A 21,204-nucleotide genomic window follows, 5' to 3' on the forward strand; every position below is an offset into this window, starting at 1 on the left:
CCTTACGAATCTCCCAGCTTGCGGACATCGGTGAGTTTGCCGGTCACGGCGGCGGCGGCGGCCATCGCCGGGCTCATCAGATGCGTGCGCGCGTTCGGCCCCTGACGGCCGGGGAAGTTGCGGTTGGTGGTGGAGGCGCAACGCTCGCCGGCCGGGACGAGGTCGCCGTTGATGCCGACGCACATGGAACAGCCGGGCTCGCCCCATTCCAGACCCGCGTCGGTGAAGACGCGGTCCAGCCCCTCCGCCTCGGCCTGACGGCGCACCGGCACCGACCCCGGAACCACCAGCCCGGGCACCACGGCGCGGCGGCCGCGCAGCACGGCGGCGGCGGCGCGCAGATCCTCCAGCCGGGCGTTGGTGCAGGAGCCGATGAAGACGCGGTCGATGCCGACCTCCTCCAGCCGCGTGCCGGGGGTCAGCGCCATGTAGTCCAGCATCTTGCGCATCTGGCCGGCGCGCACCGGGTCGCTCTCGGCGCCGGGATCGGGAACCGCGCCGGTCACCGGAACCGCGGTCTCCGGGCTGGTGCCCCAGGTGACCGACGGGGCGATGGCAGCGGCGTCGAGCGACACCTCGCGGTCGAAGGCGGCGTCCGGGTCGCTGGGCAGGGTCCGCCAGTGCGCCACGGCGCGGTCGAACACGTCCCCCTTGGGGGCGTAGGGCCGCCCGTCGATCCAGGAAAAGGTGGTGTCGTCGGGGGCGATCATGCCGGCCCGCGCCCCCGCCTCGATCGACATGTTGCAGACGGTCAGCCGGCCCTCCATCGACAGGGCGCGGATGGCGCTGCCGGCGTATTCGATGACGTGGCCGGCCGCCCCGTCGGCGCCGATGAAGCCGATCACCGCCAGGATCAGGTCCTTGGCCGTCACATGCGCGCCCAGCTCGCCGTCGACGGTGACGCGCATGGTCTTGGGCCGGCGCTGCCACAGCGTCTGGGTCGCCAGCACATGCGACACCTCGGTGGCGCCGATGCCGAAGGCGAGCGCGCCGAAGGCGCCGTGGGTGGAGGTGTGGCTGTCGCCGCAGACGATGGTCAGGCCCGGCAGGGTCAGCCCCTGCTCCGGCGCAAGCACATGGACGATGCCCTGCGCCGGGTCGTGCAGGCCGAAATGGCGCAGGCCATGGCGCCCGGCGTTCGCCTCCAGCATCGTCACCATGTTGGCGATCTCGGGATCGGCGATCGGCCTGGTCCGGCTGTGCGAGGGCACGTAATGGTCGGCGACGGCGAAGGTCAGCTCAGGCCGGCGCACCTTGCGGCCGGCATGGTCGATCATGCCGAAGGCGTGGAACGAGCCCTCGTGCAGGAAATGGCGGTCGATGGCGAGCAGCGCCTGCCCGTCCGGCCGGGTCGCCACCAGATGGGCGTCCCAGACCTTGTCGAACAGGCTGCGGGGGTGTTGCGTCATGGGTTGCTTCCCTCCTTCACGGAGTCCGCTGCGGCCGCCCCGGCGATGCGCCCCAGCGCCACCGCGGTCAGCAAGCCATTGCCGGACAGGTAGCCGGACGCCTTCGACCCCGACACGCCGCAGGCGGCCCCGCCGGCGGCGTAGAGGTTGGGCAGCGCACCGCCCTGCCCGTCCGACGTCCCGACCAGCACGCGAGCATCGTCATCGACGACCAGCCCGCCCTGGGTGTGGAACAGGGCGCCGGTGACGCGGACGGCGCGGTACGGTGCCACCAGCGGCGCCGAGCCGGCGAAGCTCCGGCCGAAGCCGTCGGTTCCCCCCGCTGCCTTCAACCGGTCGACCTCGGCCAATGTGACGGTCAGCGCCTCCGCGTCGATCTTCATCAGACGGGCGAGGTCCGCCGGGCTGTCGGCACCGAGCACCGCGCCCATCGCCTCGGCCTGCCGGAAATCCTCGAACTGGCGGGCGACGGCGGCGATGCGCTCGTCGAAGACGGTCCAGGCGATGCCATCGGGCTGGCGCAGCACGACGGCGGCCTGCTCGGAATAGCCCTGCGCCTCGTTGGAGAAGCGCCTGCCCTCGGTGTTCACCTGCACGCCGCCCTCGGTGACCGTCGCCCAGGTGACCAGGATGCCGGCGGGGTGAGCGACCGAACCGTGGCCCTGATGCCCCGACAGGTGCCGCGTCGCCGCCCCCAGCGCCTCGCCCCACAGGAGCGCGTCGCCCTGGTTGCCGGGATGCCCGAAATAGAGCGCGTCGGCCAACTCCGGCACATGGCGTTCGACCAGCGCCCTGTTGCCGCCATAGCCGTTGCAGGCGAGGATCAGCGCCGCGCAGCCGACCCGCTCGACGCTGCCGTCGGGCCGGGTGACCTCCACACCGCGGACACGCGGGCCGTCGGCGTAGAGCGCGGTCACATGCGCCTCGCACAGCACGTCGATGCCGGCGGTCTCGACGGCGCCGCGCAGCCGGTCGATCAGCTCCGTCCCCGACCGGCTGGGCAGCCCGTGCATGCGCCGGGCGCTGTGGCCGGGATAGGTGAAGTTGTCGATCACCGAGAACGGCAGGCCGTAGCGGTCGGCCAGCCATTCCAGCGCTGGACCGACGGCACGGACGACGCGGGACACCTCCGCCGGGTCGGGTTCCCCCTTCGCCTTGGCGATGATGTCGGCGGCGAAGCGCTCCGGGCTGTCCTCGATCCCGGCGGCGCGCTGCCAGCGCGTGCCCGGTGCCGGAATCAGCCCGGCCGACAGTGCGGTGGAGCCCTGGGGCAGCGCGTCGCGCTCCAGCACCAGCACCTCCGCCCCGCGCTCCTGGGCGGCGAGGGCCGCGATCATTCCGGCCGCCCCGCCGCCGATCACCACGACGGGCACCGTGAATTCGAACGTCACCCCGTCGGCGGGCAGGATGCGGCTCATGACGCGGTCAACTCCTCCAGCATCGCCGCGACCGTCGCCACACGGCAGACCGGGCGCAGGGCGGCGACCGAGACGTCATGGACCTGCGGCGTGAAGGCGGCGCAGCCGTCCTCCAGCAAAATGGTGTCGAAGTCGCGGACATGGGCGTCGCGCACGGTCGAGGCGACGCCGCCGTTGGTGACGATGCCGCAGACCAGCAGCCGCTCCACCCCGCATTTGCGCAGCACCCACTCCAGCCGCGACATATAGAAGGCGGAGTAGGCGATCTTCTCCACCTCGACATCGACGGGCTGGAGCGTGTCCACCGTGCGATGCCCCCAGCCTCCCGGCTGGAAGTCGCCCTTCGCCAGGAAGGGCCGCAGCGCCTTCAGGTGGGGCGAGATCATCGGCTCGCCGCCGCGGCCGGGAACCAGGGTGAAATTGGTCGAGATCACCCAGCCGCCGCGCGACCGCAGAAGGTCGGCCAACGGCTTCACCCGCTCCGGCAGGGCCAGAATTTCCGGTGCCGTCTGGCCGGCGCGGCCATAAGCCCCCTCCGGGTGCAGGAAATCGTTCTGCAGGTCGCAGACCAGCAGGGCGGTGCGCTCGATGGGAATTAGCGCGGCGCTCATCGGGCGCTCCTTTCCACGATGACGTTGCCGTACCCGTCGACGCGGGCGCTGAGGTCGGGATCGATGACGGTGGTGGCGTCCGGCTGCTCCAGGATCGCCGGACCCTGGATGTGCGCGCCGACCGGCAGGTCGAGACGGTTGTAGACCGCCGTCTCGTGCCAAGCCCCGTCGAACCACACCGGCCGCGACCCTGCGTAGGCGCCTTCCACCGTCGTTCCGGCGGCCGGGGCCAGGGCGGCGAGGTCGAAATGCGGACGGCGGCCGATGGCGGCGGTGCGCAGGTTGACGATCTTGGCTCCTACCCCCGGCAGAAGCCGGCTGAAGGACGCCTGATAGGCGCGCTCGAAGGCGGCGCGGATGGTCGCCTCGTCGACCCCGGTGGTGCCGTTTTCGACCGACACGGGCAGCGGCACGGCGACCGTGTGGGTCTGGCCGATGTAGTGCATGTCGAGTTCGAATACGAGGTCGATGCGCTCGACGCTGAGGCCGGCGGACTCCACGACGGCACGGGCGGCCGCAGCCTCCTCCACCATGCGGCGGTCGAGCGACGCGGCGTCGATGCCGGCCAGCGGCAGGTTCACCGTCTGCACCTGATCGTGGCGGATGTCGGCGATGACGCAGCCGAGCGCCGAAGTCACGCCGGGAAAGCGCGGCACCAGCGCCGCCTTCAGACCGACCTCCTTGATCAGCGCGCCGACATGCAGCGCGCCGCCGCCGCCGAAGGGCACCGCGGCGAACTTGGCCGGATCGTGCCCGCGCTCGATGGAGACGAGGCGGATGGCGCCGGCCATCTTGCTGTTGGCGATGCGCACCACCGCCTCCGCCGCCGCCATGACGTCGAGGCCCAGGGGCTCGGCGACGTGGGTGGCGATGGCGGTGCGGGCGGCATCGACGTCCAGCCGGGCGAGCTTGCCGCCGATCGGCCGCTCCGCGTTGATGCGGCCGAGCAGCACGTTGGCGTCGGTCAGCGTCGGGCGCGTGTTGCCCTGGCCGTAGCAGACCGGTCCCGGACGCGAGCCGGCGCTCTCCGGCCCGACCTGCAGCATGCCACCGGGATCGACCCCGGCGATGGAGCCGCCGCCGGCGCCGATGGTGGTGATCTCGATCATCGGCGTGCGGACGACCAGACCGAAGTCGATGGTGGTCTGGGCGGCCAGCATGGTCTGCCCCTCCACCACCAGCGACACGTCGAAGCTGGTGCCGCCGAGGTCGCCGGTGATGACGTTGGGGAAGCCCGCCGCCTTGGAGATCGCCGCGGCGGCGATGACGCCAGCCGCCGGCCCCGACAGGGCGGTGCGCACCGGCAGGCGCCGCGCGGTGTCTGTGGACATGACGCCGCCGTTCGACTGCACGATGTGGAAGCGTCCGCCGAACCCCTCCCCGGCCAGCGCGTTGTCGAGCTTGGCGAGGTAGCTGCCGACCACCGGCTGGAGATAGGCGTTGAGCGCGGTGGTCGAGGTGCGCTCGAACTCGCGGATTTCCGGCAGGATGCGGGACGAGCATTCCAAGTTGGCGTTGGGCCAGACCTCGCGCGCCGCCTCCAGCGCCGCCAGTTCGTTCGACGGGTTGGCGTAGGCGTTGATGAAGACGATGGCCAGCGCCTCCGCCCCCATCGCGGCCAGACGGCGGGCGCAAGCGCGCACCTCCTCCGGATCGACGGCGGCGCGGACGGTGCCGTCGGCCAGCGTGCGCTCCGACACTTCAAGCCTCAGATCGCGGTCGACGACCGGGACGAAATCGCCCCACAGGCCCCAGGTTTGGCGGCGGTCGCGGCGGCGCATCTCCAGCACGTCGCGGAATCCGGCGGTGGTGATCAGCCCGACCTTGGCGCCCTTGCGCTCCAGCAGAGCGTTGGTGCCGACCGTGGTGCCGTGGACGATGGAGCCCAACTCGGCGACCGGGCCGAAGCTCTGCAGGCCGGCGAGGAAGCCGACCGCCTCGTCGCCGCGGTTGGACGGGACCTTGGCGGTGCGGAAGCTGCCGCGCGCCTCGTCGTAATGGAACAGGTCGGTGAAGGTGCCGCCGACATCGACGCCGACGATCGCACCCGTGGAGATATCGTTGCTCATGGTCTTGCTTCCGGATTCGTCAGGCGGCGGAGGTTTCGCGGAGCGCCGCGGTGGCGGCGATGTCGAGCGCGCCGTCGTCGGTCAGCGCCACGCCGTAGGCGCTGCGCGCGGCCTCGGCGCCGAGATAGCCGAGCCGCACGTCGCGGGCCACGGCCTCGGCGTCGCGCCGCCGCGGGTCGCCCCAACCGCCGCCGCCCGGCGTCTCCAGCCGGACGCGCTGGCCGTCGCGGATCTTCACGTCGGTGACCTTGGAGGCGAGCGGCGGCGACTTTTCGCCCTCGTCGCTCTGCCAGACGAAGCGATTCAGCGCGGCGGGCGTGCCGCCGGCCACCCCGAAGGGGGCGAAGACGCCGCGCTCGCCCAGCAGAAAGACGTCGGCGGCGGTCAGCGCCTCGATCTCGTAGACCGCGCCCAGCCCGCCGCGGTGCAGGCCGGCTCCGGCGGAATCCGGGCGCAGCGCCCATTGGGTGAACATCACCGGGTAGGCCGCTTCGAGGATTTCCACCGGCGGGATGGTGGCGGTGGAGATCGGGTTGTTGGCGTGGTTCAGCCCGTCGCTCTCCGGGTTGCCGCCCAGGCCGCCGCCGAAGAAGGAGAACATCACCCAGCGCGAGCCGTCCGGACGGTGGCCGGCCAGCGACAGCGCGTTGATCGTGCCGAAGGGGGCGGCGGTGGCGCGGGCCGGGTCGGCCAGGGCCAGCGCGCCGAACACCACGCCGATGACGCGCAGGATGGTCTCGGTGTAGCCGCCGACCGGCTTGGGCGGCTTCACCGCCAGCAAGGTCGTCTCGGGGATGACGAAGGTGATCGGGTTGAGGCAGCCGGCGTTGGCCGGCACGTCGGTGAAAACGTGCTTCAGCGCGACGTAGCAGCAGGCGACCGCCGTGGAATAGGCGATGTTCAGCGGCCCGGCGCAGGGTGCGGAGGAGCGGGAGAAGTCCAGCACCATGCGGTCGCCCGCGATGGTCAGGTCGAGCGCGATGCGCAGCTTCTCCGATGTGATGCCGTCGTTGTCGAGATAATCCTCGAAGCTGTAGGTGCCGTCGGGCAGCCTGGACAGCGCGCTGCGCATCAGCGCCTCGGCCCGCGCGGTGAAGGCGTCGAAGGCCGCCGCGACGGTGTCCTCGCCATGCTCGTCCAGCAGCTCGGTCAGCCGGCGCACGCCGAGGTCGAGCGCGTTGAGCTGCCCGTTCAGGTCGCCGTAGTTGGACACCGGCACGCGGGAGTTGGCGGCGAGGATCGCCAGCAGGTCGTGGTTCATCGCCCCGGCCTTGACCAGCTTCACCGGCGGGATTCGCACGCCCTCCTGGAAGCTGTCGGTGGCCCGCGCGTTGAAGTTGCCCGGCACGTTGCCGCCGATGTCGAGCCAGTGCCCGACCGACGCCATCCAGCAGAACAGCCGGCCCCGGCGGAAGATCGGGCGCACCAGCCGGAAGTCGTTCAGGTGCGTGCCGCCGTCATAGGGGTCGTTGAACAGGAAGATGTCGTCGGGATGCAGGTCGCCTTCCTTCGCCACCTTGTCGATCACCGCCTTGACCGCGAAGGCCATGGCGCCGACGAAGATCGGCAGGCCGTTGGTTCCCTGCACCAGCGTGGCCCCGGTCTCGGCGTGGTAGAGGCCGTGGCAGGCGTCGCGCGCCTCGGCGATGATCGGGTTGAAGGCCGAGCGGTAGAGCGTCGCGTCCATCTCGTCGGCGATCTGCTCCAGCCGGCCCTTGAGGACGGCCAGCGTGACGGGGTCGATTGTGGTGGTCTTGGTGGTGGTCTTGGTGGTGGTCTTGGTAGTGGTCTTGGTGGTGGTCTGGGTGGTCATGCCGCGTCCTCCCGCTTGGCGGAGGTGAAGTCCTTGTAGGTTTCGCCGAGCGCCAGCATCTCCGGCGTGCCGATGAGATCGTTCAGCGCGTTGAAGTCGAACATGCGGTCGCGGAACGGCTGGGTGGTGCCGTGCTGGGCCAGCGAGGCGTAATAGTCCTGCGCCTGCCGGGCCAGCGCCCGCACGATGCCGCCGGGGAAGATCACCAGCCGGTAGCCGAGATCGCCGAGGTCGGCGGCGGAGCTGATCGGCGTCTGCCCGCCCTCCACCATGTTCGCCAGCAGCGGGCGGATGCCGCCCAGGTCGGTGGCGATGGCGGAAAGCTGCTCGCGGCTCTTCGGCGCCTCGACGAACAGCACGTCGGCCCCGGCCTCGACGTAGAGGCGGGCACGGTCGAGCGCCGCCGGGACGCCCTCCACCGCCACCGCGTCGGTGCGGGCGATGATGAGCGTGCCCTCGCTGGTCCGGGCATCGACCGCCGCCTTGATCTTGCCGGCCATCTCGCCGGCCGGGATCACCGCCTTGTCGGTCAGGTGGCCGCAGCGCTTGGGAAAGCTCTGGTCCTCGAGCTGGAGCGCGGTGGCGCCGGCCCGCTCGAACATGCGCACGGTGCGCTGCACGTTCAGCGCGTTGCCGTAGCCGGTGTCGGCGTCCACCACCAGCGGCGTCGGCACGCGGTCGCGCACCAGCGCGATGGTGTCCGCCACCTCGCTGACCGAGACCAGCCCGATGTCGGGCCGGCCGAGCCGGGTGTAGGCGATGGCCGCCCCCGACAGGTACAGCGCCTCGAACCCCGCCGCCGCCGCCAGCGAGGCGGTGAAGGCGTCGTAGACGCCGGGGGCCAGGACGACGCGGTCCTCGGAAAGCCGCTGTTTGAAGGTGAGGTCGGGTCGGGTCATCTCAGACGCTCCCCCCGGCGGCGGCGGGCGCCGACAGAAGCCGGGTCAGGGTTGAAAGGTCGGCCGCGCGGTCGATCGACGCGACGCAGTCGGCAATGGCGGCGGCGTGGGAGGCACCCCAGACCGGACCGGCGAGGTCGGCGAACTTGGCGCGCACCTCGTCCGGGCTGTAGGGATCCTCGGTGTCGCCCTTGTTGGTCAGCGCCTCCGCCTCGAAGCGCCGTCCGTCGGCGAGCGTCAGGCGGACGCGGGCCGGGCGCAGGCCGGGAAGACGGGCGGTCAGGCCGGGGTCCTCGCGCACGGTCACCCGGCGGGCGAGGTCGCGGGTCGCCGCGTCCTGGCGGGCTCCGTCGCGGAAGGCCTCGGGGGTGGCCGCGCCGTTGGCGACGAAGGTCGCCAGCGCGAAGGGCAGCGAGAACTTCGCGGCCAGCATGTTCTTCGGCTCGGCCCCGTCGAGTTGGGCGGCCCAGACGTAGGTGTCGACCTCGATGGCCGCGACCTCCGCCGGGGCGATCCGCCCGCCGGCCTGCGCCACGATGTCGCCCAGCGCGTCGAGCGCGCCGTGGGTGTAGCGGCAGGCGGCGTGGCGCTTGAAGTAGTTGCGGGCGATCTCCCAGCGTTCGCCCAGCTCCTCGATCATCAGCTCCGGCCGGAAATCGGTGGCGATGACGCCGCCGAACACGCTGCCCACCCCGTCGGTCTCGCCGATGATGCCGCTCGCCGCCAGATCCCAAGCGGTCAGACCAAGCTGGTTCGACACCCCGGCGTAGGCGTTGCGCACCGTGCCGCCCTCCAGCATCGTCCGCCGGCTGGTGGCGAGGCCGAGGGTCGAGGCGATGTTGAGCGTCTCGATCATCATCGCCGCGTCGGCCCGGTTCAGATGGGCGACGGCCAGCGCCGCCCCCGCCGTGCCCCAGGTGCCGTGCGGGTGGGTGGTGACCAGCAGCTTGGCGGCGATGCCGATGCGCGACCCGATCTCATAGCCGAGCGCCAGCGCGGTCAGCAAATCGGCGCCGGACGCCTTCAGGCGCGGCCCGGCGGCCAGGAGGGCCGGAACGACATGGATCGCCGGATGGCCGCGGGCGTACTGGTTCCCCTCGTCCAGCTCCAGCATGGTTCCGGCCAGACCGTTGAGCAGGGCGGCGGACCCGGCGGCGAAACCGCGGCCGCTGCCGATGGCCGGGCAATCGCCGGAACCGCCGGTCTCAGCCATACGGCCCGCCAGCGCTTGGCATTCCGGCTCCTGCATGCCGGCGGCGATCACGCCGACGCAGTCCAGCAGCACCAGCTTCGCCCGCTCCACCACCGGGGCCGGCAGGTCGGCAAAGGTCAGGCCGGCGGCGAAGGTGCCCCAACGGTCGAGCCAGGACGGCCGGGCGGCGGCGAGCAATTCGCTCGCCGGCTTCACGTCAAAGGACAGGCTTGTCATGTCACCGCTCCCGAGCGGACGGCCCCTAGAGGCCGAGATAGGTGCGTTTCAATTCGGGGTCGCGCACGATCTCGTCGGACGGTCCCGACAGCGCGAAGACGCCGTTTTCGAGGATGTAGGCGCGGCGGGCGACCTCCAGCGACTGGACGACGTTCTGCTCGACCAGCAGGATCGCCAGCCCGCCCGCGTTCAGCTTCCGGATCAGCCCGAACATCTCCTCGACCACCAGCGGCGACAGCCCGAGCGACGGCTCGTCGAGGATCAGCAGCAGCGGTTCGGCCATCATGCCGCGCCCGATGGCGAGCATCTGCTGCTCGCCGCCCGACAGCGTGCCGGCGAGCTGGCCCTCGCGCTCCTTCAGGCGGGGGAAGGTGGTGAAGATGCGCTCCAGGTTCCGCGCCCGGTTCGGCTTGCCGCGCCGGTAGCTGCCCAGCTCCAGATTCTCGCGGATCGACAGGTTGGGGAAGATCTTGCGGCCTTCCGGCACCTGGATCAGCCCCTCCTCCACGATGCGCGCGGCGGAGCGGCCGTCGATGCGGCTGCCGGCGAAGCGGATCTCGCCCGCCCAGGGCGGCAGAACGCCCGACAGCACCTTGTTCAGCGTCGTCTTGCCGACGCCGTTGGAGCCGAGGACCGTGACGATCTCGCCGTCCTGCACCGCCATGTCGATGCCGCGCAGCACCTCGGTGGCGCCGTAGCCGGTCTTCAGCCCCTGGATGCTCAGAAGCGCCTCAGCCATGGGCCGCCCCCTCCGCCGCAAGGCGGGCGGCGGCGCCGTGGCCGAGATAGGCCTCGATCACGCGGGGGTCGGCGCAGACGGCGGCGGGCTTGCCCTCGGCGATCATGCGACCCTGCGCCAGCACATAGACGCGCTCGCACAGGTTCATCACCGCCTGCATGACGTGTTCGATCATCAGGATCGTCACCCCTTCGTCGCGGATGCCCCGGATCACCGGGATGATGTCGCGGATCTCCGACGGGTTCAGGCCGGCCAGCACCTCGTCCAGCAGCAGCAGCTTCGGCTCGGTGGCGAGCGCGCGGGCCAGCTCCAGCCGCTTGCGCCCCGCCACGGTCAGCCCGCCCGCCGGCCGGTCCAGCTCGGCCGCCAGCCCGACGCGGCGGGCCACCTCGCGCGCCCTGGCGATGGCGTCGGCGCGCCTGGCGTGGCGCAGATAGGCGCCGACCGCGATGTTCTCGCACACCGTCAGCCCGGCGAAGGGCTGGACGATCTGGAAGGTGCGGCCGATGCCGCGCTCGGCGCGGCGGTGCGGCTCCTCGCCGGTGATGTCGGTGCCCTCGAACAGGATCCGTCCGTCGCTCGGCGCGACGAAGCCGGAGATCATCGAGAACAGCGTGGTCTTGCCGGCGCCGTTCGGCCCGATCAGGCCGATGATGCCGCCGGGCTCCAGCGCGAGCGACGCGTTGTCCACCGCCATCAGACCGCCGAAGCGCTTGGAGACGGACTCAACGGCCAGCATGGGACACCTCCTTGGCGCCGCGCGTCATCATCCCGCGACCGCGGTCGCGCAGCCGCTCCAGCAGGCCCAGGATGCCGCCGCGGGCGAAGGCGACGGCCAGCACCAGCACGCCGCCGAAGACGATCAGATCGATGCCGGGGATGCGGCCGGCGAACTGTTTGGCGAGTTCGCCCAGCCCGTGCAGGGTCAGCGCGCCCACCACCGGCCCGAAGACGGTGCCGACGCCGCCGATGATCGGGGCGAGCAGCAGTTCCACCGAGATCCAGCTGCCGTAGGCGATGTGAGCGTCAATGTAGAGAAAATACTGGGCGTAGAGGCAGCCGGACAGCGCTGTCACCGCACCCGACAGGGCAATGGCGCGCAGTTTGACCTTCAAGGAGTCGACGCCCAGCGCCTTGGCCGCGTCCTCGTTCTCGCGCACCGCGACGAGCTGCGCCCCGAAGCGCGAACGCTGGATCCAGCGAGTCAGCAGCAGCACCCCGGTGACGAAGGCCAGCACCAGCCAATAGAAGACGGCGCGGTCGGCGAACTGCAGGTTGGCGGGGTGGACATCCAGCTTGATCAGCAGGCCGGCGGCACCGCCGGTGAAGGCCGTCGCATTGGCGAGGATGCGGAACACCTCGGCGAAGGCCAGCGTCACCAGCGCGAAGTAGGAGCCCCGCAGGCCGGAACGGAAGCTGAGGAAGCCGATCACCCAGGCGACCGCCGCCCCCGCCGCCATCGCCAGCAGCAGCCCGGCCCAGGCGTTGATCCCGTAGCGAAGCTGCAGGATCGCCGTCACATAGGCGCCGGTGCCGAAGAAGGCGGCGTGGCCGAAGCTGAACTGGCCGCCGAAGCCGCCCAGGATGTTCCAGCCCTGCGCGCCCAGCGCCACGATCAGCGTGAAGACGAGGAAGTTCATCACCGGGCTGGACGTCACCACCAGCGGCAGCAGCGCGGCGAGGACGGCCAGGACGGCGATCGGGATCAGGTCGCGCGCGGTCATGCCTTGGCTCCGAACAGGCCGGTCGGCCGCACCAGCAGCACGGCGATGAAGATCAGGAAGATGCCGATCTGCCCCAGGCTGTCGCCCAGGAACAGGCCGCACAGGCTCTCCACCACGCCGATGAACAGGCCGCCCAGCAGCGCGCCGGGGAGCGAGCCCATGCCGCCCAGCACGACCACTGTGAAGGCGACCAGCACGAAGGCGCTGCCGATGCGCGGGTTGACGTAGAAGGTCGGCATCAGCAGGCCGGCCGCCACGGCGAGGCAGGCGCAGCCCAGCCCGAAGGTGATGGCGTAGACGTGCGGGACGTCGATGCCGACCAGATTGGCGCCCAGCTTCTCCTTGGCGACGGCGCGGATCGCCTTGCCGGTGTCGGTGCGGTTCAGCACCAGCCAGAGAAGCCCGGTCACCACCACCGCCACGCCCAGCCCGATCACCCGCGGGTAGGAGAGCAGCAGCGGCCCCAGCGCGACCACCTGGAAGGAATAATCGGTGTCGAGTGTGCGGGTGTCCGACTGGAAGACCGCCAGCAGCACGTTCTCCAGCACGATCGACAGGCCGAGCGTGACCAGCAGGATGTTGCCGTCGTCGCCGTGGCTGGCCGGCCCGATGACGAAGCGCTGCAGCCCGTAGCCCAGCACGAACATCAGCGGCACCAGCGGCACGATCACCAGATATGGGTCGAGGCCGAGCCAGGCCCAGGCGACCCAGACCGCGAACATGGCGCAGGTCAGCAGCGCGCCATGGGCGAAGTTGATGATGTGGAGCACGCCGTAGATCAGCGTCAGGCCAAGCGCGATCAGCGCGTAGACCGCGCCGGTCATCAGCCCGTTCAGCGCCGCTTCCAGGATGATCTGAGGGGAATACATGGCAGCCCGCGCATGAGGGAAACGGTTCCCCCACCCGTCCGGGCGGCCGGTGAACGGCGCCGCGGGGCGGGCGGGGAAACGGCGGGAGGTACGAAGGCGGCGGGACGGGTCACGTCGCCGGGAAGTTGGCCTTCGCCTCCGCAAAGGTTTCGGGGAAGATCACCTTGATGTCCTCGCCCTGGATCTGCGTGTTGATCGGGGTCGCGCCCTCGTTCTGGCCGTTGACGAACTTCGTCGCGCCGTAGGGCATGATGTGCCCCTCGAAGGTGGAGCCGTTGAGCGCCTCGATGATCGTCTTGCGGTCGGCGGAACCGGCGCGCTCGATCGCGTCGGCCAGCAGCAGGACGTTCGAGTAGTTCAGCGGAACGTTGTAGGCGAAGGACTTGCCCTGAGCCTCCACCGCCTTGCGCAGAGCGAGAGCCTTCGGGTTCTTCGGATCGTGCCAGTGGTTGCAGTCGATGACGTTCTGGGCGGCCTGCGGGAACTCCTTGACGAAGCGCCCGTTCGACGCCGCCCCGCCCAGCACCGCGTAGACGCCCTTCGGCTTGATCCGCTGCTGCTGCATGGTGCGGGCGAGCAGAACGAACTCGCCGTAGTAGTTGGACGGAATGACGAGGTCCGGGTTCAGCGAACGGATGCGCAGCGCCACGTTGGACATGTCGCGCGCCGGGGTCGGGTGGGCGATGGTCTCCAGGATCTCGAAGCCGCGCTTGGGCAGTTCCGTCTGCAGCAGCTTGGCGAGACCCGAGCCGAACAGCCCGTCCTCATGCACCAGCACGACGGTCTTCGCCGGCTTGCCGGCCAGCTCGTTGATCTTGGTCAGGTTGTCGAGGGCGACCTGGGTGACCTTGCCGAAGCCGGGGCTGAAGCGGAAGGTATTGGTCAGGCCGCGCGCCATGATCTGGTCCGACACGCCGACATCGACCAGATAGGGCAGATCGTAGCGCGCCGCCGCCTGGGAGGCGGCGAGGCAGATCGGGCTGGCGAAGCCGCCGACGATGGCGCACACGCCCTCGGCCTGCATGCGCTCGACCTCCTGCGTGCCGGCCTCCGGCGTGGAGCGGGCGTCGCCGAAGAGCATCTCGATCTTGGCCCCGCCCAGCGCCTTGAGGCCGCCCGCGGCGTTGATCTCGTTGATCGCCATCTCGGCGCCGAGCCGGCCGAGGTCGCCGTCATGGGCGAGCGCGCCGGTCACCGGCTGGAGGATGCCGATCTTCACGGCCGGGGTCTGCGCCCGCAGAATCGACGGGGCACCCACCGTCGCGAAGGCCGCCGCCGCGGCGCCCGCCTTGAGCACCGTGCGGCGGGAAACGCCGGAGAGTGCGGAGTCCTGAACCGAACGTCCCATAACGCTCAACTCCTCTGCTTGATGGCCCGCGAGCCGCGGGTGGGCTTTTCGCCCGCTTTGTTCTTGTCGGCCTTGGCTTTCTCGGCCCTGGCAGCCTCGGATGCGCGCGGCCGGCCCAGGGCCGGGCTCCAGCGCCGCTCCCCGTCGTCGCCGATGCGCACCAGATCCATGTGAAAGCTGTAGCGGTCGGGCCGGTACAGCGCGTGCAAGTGCTCCACCCCGCGGCCGGAGGGGTCGTGCACGATTCGGGTCAGCGTCAGCAGCGGCGAGCCGATCTCCAGATCGAGCGCCGCCGCCGCCTCCGGCCCGGCCAGCGTGGCGTTGATCGCCTGGGTGGCGCGCTCGGTCTTCACGCCCGACCGCTCGATCAACTCCAGCAGCGGGCGCGCCGCCAGTTCCGCCTCCGAATAGGTCAGGCCCAGCCATTCCGGCACATGGGTGGTCAGGTAGGAGAAGGGCTCCCCGTCGATCAGGCGCACGCGCACCGACCGCTGGACCCGCTCGCCCGGCTTCAGCCCCAGGCTTTCGGCGATGGCCTCGGGCGGCGCGACATAGCCGAAGGACAGCAGCTTCACATCGGTGCTGCGCCCCATGTCGATCAGGTGCGACAGCACGTTGGAAAGGTCGGCGACGATGGGGCGGACGCTGCGGCTGTCATGGACGAAGGTGCCCGAGCCGGCCTTGCGCTGCACGAGCCCTTCCTTCTCCAGAAGGTCGAGCGCCCGGCGCACGGTCACCCGCGACACCGCGTGCTCCGCGGCCAGCGCCGGCTCCCCCGGCAGGCGCCCGCCCGGCGGCAGGTCGCCGGCGATGATGCGGTCGCGCAGCAGCAGGTAGATCCGGCGCGCCTTCAGCGGTTCGACCGACGACTTCACAGTGCCCCGCCTCCCTCTCGCTGGAAACCGGTGTCTGTCTCTGCATAAGACAGGAACCTGTATGATCGATAATACAGCTTTGGTCAACAGCGATGTTGGGAGCGCGGACGATTGGGGGAGGGTCCCTTCGGATTCCAGCGCCGGAAAAGCAAACGGCCCGCCTCGGGGGAGGCGGGCCGTTCGGTGTCGGTGGTCACAAAGGCGTCAGTGGCTGATCATCCACGGCCTTGCCGTCGGGAAGCCCTTCGCCCCGTCGGGGGTGCGCAGCACCGACCGCCCCTTCCCGCCGCAACCGCAGCCCGGCCCGTGCTTGTGCTTCGGCCCGACCTCCGACAGCAGCTTCGGCCGGTCGGCGCTGCGTTCGTTGGTGGCGTGCGCGGTCCGCGTCGCCGCCGACAGCGCGGAGAAGGCCGGCGCCATGCGGATCACCCGCGGCGACGGCGTTCCGCAATCGGGGCACGGCTGCGGCGCGCCGCTTTCCGCCATCGGCCGCATTCCCGTGAAGTCACCGCAGGTCGGGCACTCGTAATCGTACATCGGCATGGCGCGGCCTCCCCTCTCCCGTTACACGCGGTCCTGGGCGATCGGCATGTCGACGTCGCCCTTGATGAACGTCGTCGGGCCGTCGGCGTTCGGGGTGATGTCGAAGTCGAAGATCTGCGTCGGCAGGAACAGAGTGGCGCAGGCGTTCGGCACGTCGACCACGCCGCTGATGTGGCCCTGCACCGGTGCGGTGCCGAGGATCGAATAGGCCTGGGCGCCGGAGTAGCCGAACTTCTTCAGATACTCGATGGCGTTGAGGCAGGCCTGCCGGTAGGCGACGTGGACGTCCAGGTAATGCTGCTCGCCCGCCTCGTCGACCGAGATGCCCTCGAAGATCAGGTAGTCGTTGTAGGTCGGGACGATCGGGCTCGGCTTGAAGATCGGGTTCCTGATGCCGTACTTCGCCATGCCGTCCTTGATCAGGTTGACCTTGAGATGGGCCCAGCCGGCCATCTCGATGGCGCCGCAGAAGGTGATCTCGCCGTCGCCCTGGCTGAAATGCAGGTCGCCCATCGACAGGCCGGCGCCCTTCACATAGACCGGGAAGTAGATGCGCGAGCCGCGCGACAGGTCCTTGATGTCGCAATTGCCGCCATGCTCGCGCGGCGGCACGGTGCGCGCACCCTCCGCCGCCGCCTTGTCGCGGGCCTCGCCCTTCAGCCGACCCATGTGCGCGGTCGGCGCGTAGGGCGGGTTGGCGAGGCCGGGGACGCGGGTCGGGTTGGTGTCGATCAGCGCCTGCTCGCGCTTGTTCCATTTGGCCAGCAGGTCGTGCGACGGCAGGCAGCCGATCAGGCCGGGGTGGATCAGCCCGGCGAAGCGCACACCGGGGATGTGGCGCGACTTGGTGAACATGCCCTCGAAGTCCCAGATCGACTTCTGGGCCAGCGGGAAATGCTCGGTCAGGAAGCCACCGCCGTTCTGCTTGGAGAAGAAGCCGTTGAAGCCCCACTGCTGCTGCGGAAAGGCGCCGATGTCCAGCAGGTCGACGACCAGGAGGTCGCCCGGCTCCGCCCCCTCGACCCCGACCGGGCCGGACAGGAAATGCACCTGGCTGAGATCGACGTCGCGCACGTCGGCGGCATCGTCGTCGTTTTTGATCTGGCCGCCGGTCCAGTCGTAGCATTCCAGGATGAAGTCGTCGCCCGGCTTCACCGTCACCGCCATCGGGATGTCCGGGTGCCAGCGGTTGTGGATCATGTCGTTCTCGTAGGGAGACTGCGACAGGTCGGCCTTGATCAGGGTGTCAGCCATGGTTTGCTCTTCCTTATTGGTGGACTGATTGGTGACGAAGGGGTGGATGCTGCGAGCCCCCTCCCCGGCCCTCCCCCGCTCCGCGGGAGAGGGGGCTTTTGCACATGGCGGCGTCTGTCCCCTCTCCCGCGAAGCGGGGGAGGGTTAGGGAGGGGGCCTCAGGCCGCCAGTTCCCGGAAGCCGTCCGGGAAGGGGTTGGGCTCGATCAGGTCCCGGGTCTCGAAGACCACGTCGAACTGGCCGTCGCGCCGGGCGCGGCCGATGCGGGTGCGGGTCCACAAGTGATGGTTCTCGTGGATGCGCAGCGGCCCGGCCGGCGCCCCGGTGAACTCGATTCCGGGCGAGGCGGCGATGACGCGCGCCACGTCGAAGCTGCCGGCCTTCTCGACCGCCAGCTTCCACAGCCAGGGGCCGAGATAGGCGTTGTGGGTGACGTCGCCGATGACGCTGTCCGCCCCCCACATCGCCTTGAAGGCAGCCACGAAGGCGCGGTTGGCCGGCAGTTCCAGGCTCTGGAAATACTTGGCGCAGGTGAAGGCGCCGGCGATGTAGTCACCGCCGATGCCCATCATCTCGTCCTCGGTGACGCTGTTGGTCATCAGGATCTGGCGGTCCAGCTCGATCCCGGCGGCCTTGAGCTGCTTGTAGAAGGCGACGTTCGAGCCGCCGACGACGATGGCATAGACGACGTCGGGCTTGGCCGCCTTGATCCGCGCGACGATGCCCTCGAAGCGGGTGTCGCCGAGTTCGGCGTAGTCCTCGCCGACGACGCGGCAGCCCTTGGCCTCGATGTGGCGCCGCGCGATGGCGTTCGACGCGCGCGGCCAGATGTAGTCCGACCCGACGAGGAAGAAGCTCTTCGCCCCCTTCTCGCGCATCACCCAGTCCAGCCCGGCCAGGATCTGCTGAGTCGCCTCCTGCCCGGTGTAGATGACGTGGCGGGACTGCTCCAGACCCTCGTAGAAGGTCGGGTAGTAGAGCAGGCCGTCGCGCTTCTCCAGCACCGGCAGCACCTCCTTGCGCGAGGCCGAGGTCCAGCAGCCGAAGATCGCCGCCACCTTGTCCTGCACCAGCAGCTTGTCGGCGCGGGCCGCGAAGGTCGGCCAGTCGCTGGCGCCGTCCTCCTGCACGATCTCGATCCGCCGGCCCAGCACGCCGCCGGACTCGTTGATCTGCTGGATCGCCAGCATCTCCGCCTGGATCGACCCGCCCTCGCTCAGCGCCATGGTGCCGGTGGCGGAATGGAGGATGCCGACCGTCACCGCCTCGTCGGTGACCGCGATGCCTCTCCTGTTCACCGCCGCGGTGGCCGGCGCGCCCGGCGCCAGGCCTTGGGCGCGCCGCGCCGTGCCCGCCGCCATCAGGCGCCCGGCCACCGAGGCGCGGCGGCGCAGCGCCGATTGCAGGCTGACCTCCGCCAGGAAGTTGTTGACCTCGCGGCTCAGCTCGTCGGCGTGGCCGGCGACCTGGGACGCGGCGCCGAGCACCTGCCCGGCCGCCATGCCGGTGTCGGACGCGGCGTCCGACACGCCGACGATGTTGGAGGCCACGCTCTCGGTGCCGCGCGCCGCCTCCTGCACGTTCCGGGCGATCTCGCGGGTGGCCGCCCCCTGCTGCTCGACGGCGGCGGCGATGGCCGAGGCAATCTCGTTGATCTCGGCGATGGTGCCGGCGATGGCGCGGATGGCCTCGACCGCTTCGCCCGTCGCCGACTGGATGGCGCCGACCTGGGTGGAAATGTCCTCGGTCGCCCTGGCGGTCTGGTTGGCCAGCGTCTTGACCTCGCTGGCGACGACGGCGAAGCCCTTGCCGGCCTCCCCCGCCCGCGCCGCCTCAATGGTCGCGTTCAGCGCCAGCAGGTTGGTCTGCCCGGCGATGCCCTGGATCAGCCCGATCACCTGCCCGATCCGCGCGGCGCTGTCGGCGAGGCTCTGCACCACCGCATCAGTCCGGCGGGTGTCGGCCACCGCCTTGCCGGCGATGGCCGCCGACGAGGCGACCTGCCGGCCGATCTCCTGGATCGAGGCCGACAGCTCCTCGGTCGCCGTCGCCACGGTCTGGACGTTCATCGACGCCTGGGCCGAGGATTGCGACATCGCCGCCGACAGCCGGTTGCTGCGCTCGGCAGTGCCGCTCATCGCGGTGGCGGTGTCGGTCATCTCGCCGGCGGCCGAGGAGACGGTCTGCACCAGCCGGCCGACCTTGCCTTCGAAGTCGCGGGTCAGCGCCTCCAGCCGGGCGGCCCGCTCCTCCGTCGCCGTGCGCTCGGCCTCGCGCTGCGCCTCGTGGGCGGCGCGGGCCTCGGCGGCGGCGGCGATGCGGTCGAGGGCGGCGGCGAGGTCGCGCTGCGGATCGCTCCCCGCTCCCGCCGCTTCACCGGCCAGCGCGGCGGCCCGGTCGCCGAGCCGCCGGAGCCCGGCCCCCTGGCCGTGGGCCAGCACGGCGGCGGCGGCGGCCAGCGCGGCCGAGAGGACGAGGCCGGCGGTCGGCACCGCCGATGACCCGGTCAGCGGCGTCGCCACGGCGGTCAGCAGGGCGACCACGGCGCAGGCGGTGGACGCGGACTTGGCGGATGTCATGGCGCATCCTTCTGTGGTGGGAGATGGGGTGCGGGCAGTGGGTGCCCCCACCCCGACCCTCCCCCGCTCACGCAGGGGAGGGAGAACAAAGTCCCCTCCCCCGCCCAGCGGGGGAGGGTTAGGGAGGGGGCAATCCCCGCCGCGCCCTAAACCGAGAGCAACCGCGCGACCTTCGCCTCGTCGACCTGATCGCGGCTGTCCTCGTGGACGATCTCGCCGTTCTCGATCACCAGCACGCGGTCGGCGATGTCGAGCGCGAAGCTCAGCACCTGCTCAGACACGATGATGCCGAGGCCCTTCTCGTCGCGGATGCGGCGCAGGGTGCGGGCCATCTCGCGGATGATCGACGGCTGGATGCCCTCCGTCGGCTCGTCCAGCAGCAACACCTTCGGCTTGGTGGCGAGCGCGCGGGCGATGGCAAGCTGCTGCTGCTGCCCGCCCGACAGGTTGCCGCCGCGCCGGCCCTTCATCTCCAGCAGCACCGGGAACAGCTCGTACAGGTCGCCCGGCACGCTGCGCCCGCCATGGACGCTGAGCCCCGTCTCGATGTTCTCCTGGACCGTCATGGTCGGGAAGATCATGCGGCCCTGCGGGACATAGGCGACGCCCTTCGCCACCCGCTCGTAGCTCTTCAGTCCGGTGATTTCGTCGCCGCCGATGCGGATGGCGCCGGAACGCGTCGGCACGATCCCCATCAGCGACTTCATCAGCGTCGTCTTGCCCATGCCGTTGCGGCCCATGATGGCGACGATCTCGTTGGGCGCCACGGTGAAGTCCAGACCGTGCAGGACCTCGCTCTCACCGTAGGACACGCGGAGTTGATTGACGGACAGCATCTCTTGATCCCCCGCTGAATGGCCTGGATAGACTCAGTGGCCCAGATAGACTTCGACGACCTTGGGATCGTTCTTCACCCGCTCCATGCTGCCCTCCGACAGGATCTTGCCCTGGTGCAGGACGGTGACGCGGTGGGCTATGTCCTCGACGAACTTCATGTCGTGCTCGATCACCAGCACCGAGCGGTTCTGGATGATGCGGTTCAGCAGCTCCGCGGTCTTCTTGCGCTCGTTCACGCTCATGCCGGCGACCGGCTCGTCGAGCATCAGCAGCTCGGGGTCCTGGATCAGCAGCATGCCGATCTCCAGCCATTGCTTCTGCCCGTGGCTGAGATACTCGGCGCGCTGATCGAGATGGTCGGACAGGAAGATCATCTCGGCGATCTCGGCCACCCGCTCGCGCACCGCGGCGTCGCGCTTGAAGGCGAGCGCGCCGAACACGCTGCGCCCGCGGGGGTAGGAGATTTCCAGATTTTCGAACACCGTCAGGTCGTCGTAGATCGACGGGTTCTGGAACTTGCGCCCAACGCCGGCGGTGACGATCTGGTGCTCCTTCATCGCGGTCAGTTCCTTGTTGCGGAACTTGATGGAGCCGCCGGACGCCTTGGTCCGCCCGCAGATGAGGTCGAGCACCGTGGTCTTGCCGGCACCGTTGGGGCCGATGATGACGTGGATCTCGTTGCTGTCGACGTAGAAGGACAGGTCGTTGACCGCCTTGAACCCGTCGAAGGACACGGTCAGCCCTTCGACCGCCAGCAGGTAATCGGTGTTGTTGGCCATGGTCTCCGT

The 21,204-nt window shown here is 70.4% G+C and carries 18 protein-coding genes and 1 pseudogene; all 19 read right to left on the reverse strand.

Annotation, left to right across the window (positions count from 1 at the left end):
* Window positions 1-2: 2 nt before the first annotated feature.
* Window positions 3-1,409: a 3-isopropylmalate dehydratase large subunit gene (gene leuC, locus ABVN73_RS17910; RefSeq protein WP_353859633.1), complete on the reverse strand. Its 1,407-nt coding sequence runs from the start codon at window positions 1,407-1,409 to the stop codon at window positions 3-5.
* Window positions 1,406-2,827 carry an FAD-dependent oxidoreductase gene (locus ABVN73_RS17915; protein WP_353859634.1) on the reverse strand — a complete coding sequence of 474 codons (1,422 nt, stop codon included), beginning with the start codon at window positions 2,825-2,827 and terminating at the stop codon, window positions 1,406-1,408. The genes leuC and ABVN73_RS17915 overlap by 4 nt, the downstream gene beginning before the upstream one ends.
* Window positions 2,824-3,438 (reverse strand): cysteine hydrolase, encoded by a 615-nt coding sequence (locus tag ABVN73_RS17920; protein WP_353859635.1) that lies wholly within the window; start codon window positions 3,436-3,438, stop codon window positions 2,824-2,826. Before ABVN73_RS17920 ends, ABVN73_RS17915 begins: the two co-directional genes overlap by 4 nt.
* Window positions 3,435-5,507 (reverse strand): hydantoinase/oxoprolinase family protein, encoded by a 2,073-nt coding sequence (locus ABVN73_RS17925; protein ID WP_353859636.1) that lies wholly within the window; start codon window positions 5,505-5,507, stop codon window positions 3,435-3,437. Before ABVN73_RS17925 ends, ABVN73_RS17920 begins: the two co-directional genes overlap by 4 nt.
* Before the next feature lie 19 nt (window positions 5,508-5,526).
* Window positions 5,527-7,320, reverse strand: coding sequence for a hydantoinase B/oxoprolinase family protein (locus ABVN73_RS17930; protein WP_353859637.1), 1,794 nt, complete (start codon window positions 7,318-7,320; stop codon window positions 5,527-5,529).
* Window positions 7,317-8,219 carry an isocitrate lyase/phosphoenolpyruvate mutase family protein gene (locus ABVN73_RS17935; RefSeq protein WP_137141170.1) on the reverse strand — a complete coding sequence of 301 codons (903 nt, stop codon included), beginning with the start codon at window positions 8,217-8,219 and terminating at the stop codon, window positions 7,317-7,319. The genes ABVN73_RS17930 and ABVN73_RS17935 overlap by 4 nt, the downstream gene beginning before the upstream one ends.
* Window position 8,220: 1 nt before the next feature.
* Window positions 8,221-9,648 carry an MmgE/PrpD family protein gene (locus ABVN73_RS17940; protein WP_353859638.1) on the reverse strand — a complete coding sequence of 476 codons (1,428 nt, stop codon included), beginning with the start codon at window positions 9,646-9,648 and terminating at the stop codon, window positions 8,221-8,223.
* 25 nt (window positions 9,649-9,673) lie between these two features.
* On the reverse strand, window positions 9,674-10,387 hold the full coding sequence (locus tag ABVN73_RS17945) for an ABC transporter ATP-binding protein (protein ID WP_353859639.1): 714 nt from the start codon (window positions 10,385-10,387) through the stop codon (window positions 9,674-9,676).
* On the reverse strand, window positions 10,380-11,126 hold the full coding sequence (locus ABVN73_RS17950) for an ABC transporter ATP-binding protein (RefSeq protein ID WP_353859640.1): 747 nt from the start codon (window positions 11,124-11,126) through the stop codon (window positions 10,380-10,382). Before ABVN73_RS17950 ends, ABVN73_RS17945 begins: the two co-directional genes overlap by 8 nt.
* The gene (locus tag ABVN73_RS17955; RefSeq protein ID WP_353859641.1) at window positions 11,113-12,111 is read right to left on the reverse strand and encodes a branched-chain amino acid ABC transporter permease; all 999 of its coding nucleotides are present in this window, start codon (window positions 12,109-12,111) and stop codon (window positions 11,113-11,115) included. The genes ABVN73_RS17950 and ABVN73_RS17955 overlap by 14 nt, the downstream gene beginning before the upstream one ends.
* A complete protein-coding gene (locus ABVN73_RS17960) occupies window positions 12,108-12,980 on the reverse strand; it encodes a branched-chain amino acid ABC transporter permease (RefSeq protein ID WP_014197324.1) in 873 nt (290 codons plus the stop codon). Before ABVN73_RS17960 ends, ABVN73_RS17955 begins: the two co-directional genes overlap by 4 nt.
* A gap of 109 nt (window positions 12,981-13,089) precedes the next feature.
* The gene (locus ABVN73_RS17965; protein WP_353859642.1) at window positions 13,090-14,328 is read right to left on the reverse strand and encodes an ABC transporter substrate-binding protein; all 1,239 of its coding nucleotides are present in this window, start codon (window positions 14,326-14,328) and stop codon (window positions 13,090-13,092) included.
* 5 nt (window positions 14,329-14,333) lie between these two features.
* Entirely contained in the window at window positions 14,334-15,203 is an 870-nt protein-coding gene (locus ABVN73_RS17970; protein WP_353859643.1) for a GntR family transcriptional regulator, read from the reverse strand.
* A gap of 204 nt (window positions 15,204-15,407) precedes the next feature.
* Window positions 15,408-15,746, reverse strand: a complete 339-nt coding sequence (locus tag ABVN73_RS17975) for a zinc ribbon domain-containing protein (RefSeq protein WP_353859644.1) — start codon at window positions 15,744-15,746, stop codon at window positions 15,408-15,410.
* A gap of 21 nt (window positions 15,747-15,767) precedes the next feature.
* Window positions 15,768-17,000 carry a formamidase gene (gene fmdA, locus ABVN73_RS17980; protein ID WP_353859645.1) on the reverse strand — a complete coding sequence of 411 codons (1,233 nt, stop codon included), beginning with the start codon at window positions 16,998-17,000 and terminating at the stop codon, window positions 15,768-15,770.
* A 158-nt stretch (window positions 17,001-17,158) separates the two neighbouring features.
* Window positions 17,159-18,361 carry an urea ABC transporter substrate-binding protein gene (urtA, locus tag ABVN73_RS17985; protein WP_353860820.1) on the reverse strand — a complete coding sequence of 401 codons (1,203 nt, stop codon included), beginning with the start codon at window positions 18,359-18,361 and terminating at the stop codon, window positions 17,159-17,161.
* 168 nt (window positions 18,362-18,529) lie between these two features.
* Window positions 18,530-19,579: pseudogene (locus ABVN73_RS17990) on the reverse strand (methyl-accepting chemotaxis protein); the annotation flags it as partial.
* 146 nt (window positions 19,580-19,725) lie between these two features.
* Window positions 19,726-20,415 carry an urea ABC transporter ATP-binding subunit UrtE gene (gene urtE, locus ABVN73_RS17995; RefSeq protein WP_353859646.1) on the reverse strand — a complete coding sequence of 230 codons (690 nt, stop codon included), beginning with the start codon at window positions 20,413-20,415 and terminating at the stop codon, window positions 19,726-19,728.
* Between the two features lie 33 nt (window positions 20,416-20,448).
* A complete protein-coding gene (gene urtD, locus ABVN73_RS18000) occupies window positions 20,449-21,195 on the reverse strand; it encodes an urea ABC transporter ATP-binding protein UrtD (protein WP_137141180.1) in 747 nt (248 codons plus the stop codon).
* Between the last annotated feature and the right edge of the window lie 9 nt (window positions 21,196-21,204).

It is taken from the genome of Azospirillum formosense (assembly GCF_040500525.1).
Classification (GTDB): Bacteria; Pseudomonadota; Alphaproteobacteria; order Azospirillales; family Azospirillaceae; genus Azospirillum; species Azospirillum formosense_A.